This window comes from Moraxella sp., assembly GCF_024227015.1.
Taxonomy (GTDB): Bacteria; Pseudomonadota; Gammaproteobacteria; order Pseudomonadales; family Moraxellaceae; genus Moraxella.
Genome location: NZ_JAAELD010000083.1, coordinates 1 through 3,357, shown reverse-complemented (window position 1 = coordinate 3,357; position 3,357 = coordinate 1). Strand labels below are relative to the sequence as shown.

The window sequence follows — 3,357 nt, the reverse complement described above, 5'->3', positions numbered from 1 at the left end:
GTGTGGATTTGCCCGCTGATGAAAGTCAGATTTTACGAATTTATCGGCAGGCGTTATCTTCTCGGTTACCCGATTTGATCGCCAAATGGCAACCCATCGTTGGTAGGGTCGCCAGTGAAGTGCGCTTAAAGAAAATGAAAACTCGCTGGGGTACATGTAATACTCGTGAAGGTAGAGTGTGGCTGTCGGTATATTTGGCGGCATATCCCTATGAATGCACCGAATATGTGTTCGTGCATGAGCTTTGCCATCTCATTCATGCCAATCACAGCCCATTATTTTGGGCGGAAGTCAAAAAAGCCATGCCAGATTATAAAAAATGGCATGACCTTCTAAAAGCGCGTGATGAAAGCTTGTAAGGGCGGTTATCCGTGCTTTTTGGCGTCTTCTGTCATGGCTTGATGGAAGATCTCGCTTAGAATGCGCACATCATCAACGCGTGCGTAGTTAAGGCGTGTGATGAATGCCAGTCGGCGATGTGGACCGGGTTCTGACAGTGGTACAGAAGTTAGGTCATGGATGGTCGATAGCTGATCAAGTGCCATCTTAGGCACGAGCGTCGTCCCCATGCCAGACAGCGCCATCTGAATGATGGTGTTGAGGCTGGCCTCAGAGAATCCTGACTTGATCTCGCTTTTGTTCATTTGGCATACAGACAGTACTTGATCGGTCAAGCAGTGACCTTCACCCAGTAATAGTAAGTTAGTCTTAGATAGCTCGCCACTGGTGATGTGCTTGGAGCTAGCGTGTTCGTCCCCTTTTGGGAAAATCGCAAAAAAATCTTCCCCCCAAAATTCAAAGGTATGCAGACCTTCCACAGGGTATGGCAGGGCGATGATGGCGGTGTCAATGTGTCCGTAGCGTACCTGATCGATGAGGCGCTCGGTTTGTTTTTCGGTGATGGACAGCTCAAAGTTGGGATGGCTTTTCTTTAGGGTAGGCAGCACTTTAGGTAGTAGATAAGGTGCGACAGTTGGGATGATGCCGATCGTCATCGGGTAGGCAAGTGGCGTCTGATGATTGTGCGCGCGTGTGACCAAATCGCTGATCTCGCTAAAAACGCGCTGCGCTCTGTCTAGAATCTCTTCGCCGATTGGGGTGATGAGTACTTGTTTGTTATTACGCTCAAAGATCTGTGTGTCAAGCTGCTTTTCAAGCTCGGCGATGCCAAGGCTTAGTGCAGACTGTGAGATATTGCATTCTTCGGCGGCGCGCTTGAAGTGCTTGTGCTTGGCGACCGCCAGAGCGAATTCCAACTGACGTAAAGTAATCATAAAAGTTATCCCAATTCAAACATAAAATTATGACCCCTATTTTACACCTAAGTTTTATAAAACAAAACAGGATAATTAAAAGTTTTAAATGTATAAAGGCGGGATTTTTGTTATGATGGACGGGCAGGGCAGTTTTGGGCAAGGGTTTATCGTCCAGCTGTACAATTTTCATCCATTAACATATAGGTGTAATTATGACCGCAATCATCAACCAACAGATTCCTGAATTTACCACCGAAGCATTTGTAAACGGTGAGTTCAAAACCATCTCTTCAGAAGATACCAAAGGCAAATGGTCTATCTTCATGTTCTACCCACACGACTTCACTTTCGTGTGCCCAACTGAGCTTGAAGACATGGCTGACCACTACGAAGAGCTAAAAGGTCTTGGCGTAGAAGTATATGCAGTATCTACTGACAGCCACTTCGTACACAAAGCATGGCACGATTCATCTCCTGCAATCGGTAAAGTAAAATACCCAATGCTTGGCGATGGTACTGGTAAAATCACTCGTGGCTTCAACATCATGATCGAAGACGATCACGCTGCACTACGTGGTACTTTCCTAGTAGATCCAGACGGCTTCATCAAAGTAGCTGAGATCCACGACCTAGGTATCGGTCGTTCTGCTAAAGACATGATCCGTAAAGTAAAAGCAGCTCAATATGTTCGTGAAAACGATGGCGAAGTTTGCCCAGCGGCATGGGAAGCAGGTCAAGAGACCTTAAAGCCAAGCCTAGACCTAGTTGGTAAAATCTAAGCTCTAAGCTAATCTTAAAAAACCATCCAATCTTGGGTGGTTTTTTGTTTGCTAATATATAAAAAACACAAGCCCAAAAGACTTGTGTTTTTTAAAGCGAATAATCTTACAATTATGCTTTGGTCAGTAGATACTGATACAGTTCGTCTTTTAGGGCAAGTTTTTTGCGTTTTAGACCTTCGATCTCTTCAGCGCGGCTGCCTGCAGCAACTGGGTCGTTCTCTAGGTTGGTGATTTCTTCATCAAGTTCATTGTGCTCGTCGAATAGTTTGACGAAATGTAGGTCGTTATCGGTTTTTAGTTTGGTGATCAGTTCGCGGTATTCTGGGAACATGGAATTCTCCTTTGAGTTTGGTGTCATAATGACGAAATTCGCCACATAGAATTGTTCTGCGGCTAAGATTATCTTACCAAGAATGATGAGCCTTAGCAAGCAATAAAAATAAGCGTCATCCGCACAATTGCAATATAATAACAAGGCAGAGATATTGTTTGGTTTAAGTTGTTGAGCTTTAGCAATGTGAATGTTTAAAATTCTCAAATTTGCATTATTCCGCTATCGGCTTATAATGGCATTATACATTCCGATTTATTTATTTTATTTAGTTTTAAGGTGATTTTTATGTTAGACCAATCATTATTAGATGCTGTTAAAACGTACAGCGCCAACATGACCCGTCCGATTCAGATGATTCTGGGTCAAGGTGAGCACGACAAACGTGCTGAGCTGATCGATTTTCTTGAAAAAATCGCCAGCACTTCTGATAAGATCGGCTTTGATAAGACTGTGGTAGATACTGACCTATCTGCGATGAGCTTTAAGATTGCCACCGACAATCGCGATACAGGCATTGTGTTTAGTGGCATCCCTGGCGGTCATGAATTCACGTCGCTACTGCTTGCGATTTTGCATGCTGGCGGTCACACCATGAAGCTGGACGAAGGCATTCAAGACCTGGTTAAGCGCATCCAAAAACCACTAAAATTCCAAACTTTCGTATCGTTGTCTTGCCATAACTGCCCAGACGTCGTACAGGCATTGAACCAATTTGCTGTACTGAACGATGGCATCGAGAACGAGATGATCGATGGCGGTGTGTTCCCAGAGCTTGTAGAAGCCAACAACATTCAAGGCTTGCCTGCGGTATTCCTAAACGGCAAACCATTCCTAAACGGTAAAGTCGATACCGCGCGTATCATTGATAAGCTGCAAGCTGAATACCCTGATCTACTGTCTGAAGGTGTGGCTGAAGAATTAGAAACCCAAGACGTGACCGTCATCGGCGGTGGTCCTGCAGGTTCGGCAGCTGCCATCTATACCG

5 protein-coding genes are annotated in these 3,357 nt (G+C 44.8%); 3 read left to right on the top strand and 2 right to left on the bottom strand.

The window, feature by feature from the left end:
- A partial coding sequence (locus tag GY683_RS01805; protein WP_297287124.1) for a M48 family metallopeptidase occupies positions 1-359 on the top strand: 359 nt, incomplete at its 5' end.
- A gap of 6 nt (positions 360-365) precedes the next feature.
- Here the strand turns inward: GY683_RS01805 and GY683_RS01800 are convergent.
- Positions 366-1,274 carry a hydrogen peroxide-inducible genes activator gene (locus GY683_RS01800; RefSeq protein ID WP_297287123.1) on the bottom strand — a complete coding sequence of 303 codons (909 nt, stop codon included), beginning with the start codon at positions 1,272-1,274 and terminating at the stop codon, positions 366-368.
- 194 nt (positions 1,275-1,468) lie between these two features.
- Between GY683_RS01800 and ahpC the strand changes: the two genes are divergently transcribed.
- Positions 1,469-2,035 (top strand): alkyl hydroperoxide reductase subunit C, encoded by a 567-nt coding sequence (gene ahpC, locus GY683_RS01795; protein WP_297287122.1) that lies wholly within the window; start codon positions 1,469-1,471, stop codon positions 2,033-2,035.
- 112 nt (positions 2,036-2,147) lie between these two features.
- Here ahpC and GY683_RS01790 read toward each other — a convergent pair whose 3' ends face one another.
- The gene (locus GY683_RS01790; RefSeq protein ID WP_297287121.1) at positions 2,148-2,369 is read right to left on the bottom strand and encodes a YdcH family protein; all 222 of its coding nucleotides are present in this window, start codon (positions 2,367-2,369) and stop codon (positions 2,148-2,150) included.
- A 288-nt stretch (positions 2,370-2,657) separates the two neighbouring features.
- Between GY683_RS01790 and GY683_RS01785 the strand changes: the two genes are divergently transcribed.
- On the top strand, positions 2,658-3,357 hold a 700-nt coding region (locus GY683_RS01785), incomplete at its 3' end, for a thioredoxin family protein (RefSeq protein ID WP_297287120.1).

Bases quoted from the DNA above. Each gene is read 5' to 3' on its own strand.
- ahpC (WP_297287122.1), top strand. From the start codon at position 1,469: ATGACCGCAATCATCAACCAACAGATTCCTGAATTTACCACCGAAGCA.
- GY683_RS01790 (WP_297287121.1), bottom strand. From the start codon at position 2,369: ATGTTCCCAGAATACCGCGAACTGATCACCAAACTAAAAACCGATAAC.
- GY683_RS01800 (WP_297287123.1), bottom strand. From the start codon at position 1,274: ATGATTACTTTACGTCAGTTGGAATTCGCTCTGGCGGTCGCCAAGCAC.